The 342-nt window shown below is 63.5% G+C and carries 1 pseudogene; it reads right to left on the bottom strand.

The window, feature by feature from the left end:
- Positions 1-342: pseudogene (locus EN869_RS33815) on the bottom strand (DNA ligase); the annotation flags it as partial.

Genomic DNA, 342 nt, shown 5'->3' on the forward strand with positions numbered 1-342 from the left:
GTCGCCGGCTTCACCAGCTGCCAGAGCTTGGCCTTGCGCTCAATCAGGGGCACGGCGCGAAGATCCTCGCCGTCCAGATACAGGATGTCGAAGGCGACATAGGCCAGCAGTTCGGCATTCCACGCCATGCGGGAATGCATCTGCAGGAAGTTCGGCCGCCCGTCAGGCTCAGGGGCGATCATCTCGCCGTCGAGGATGAACGACTTGGCCTTCAGCTTCTCGGCCGCGTCGACCACCGGCCAGAACCGCCGCGACCAGTCGTGCTCGTTCCTCGTGAAGGCACGAGCGCCGGCCCAGTCGAGGATAAGCTGAACCCGGAAGCCGTCATATTTGATCTCGTGC

It is taken from the genome of Mesorhizobium sp. M2D.F.Ca.ET.226.01.1.1 (assembly GCF_004022705.2).
Taxonomy (GTDB): Bacteria; Pseudomonadota; Alphaproteobacteria; order Rhizobiales; family Rhizobiaceae; genus Mesorhizobium.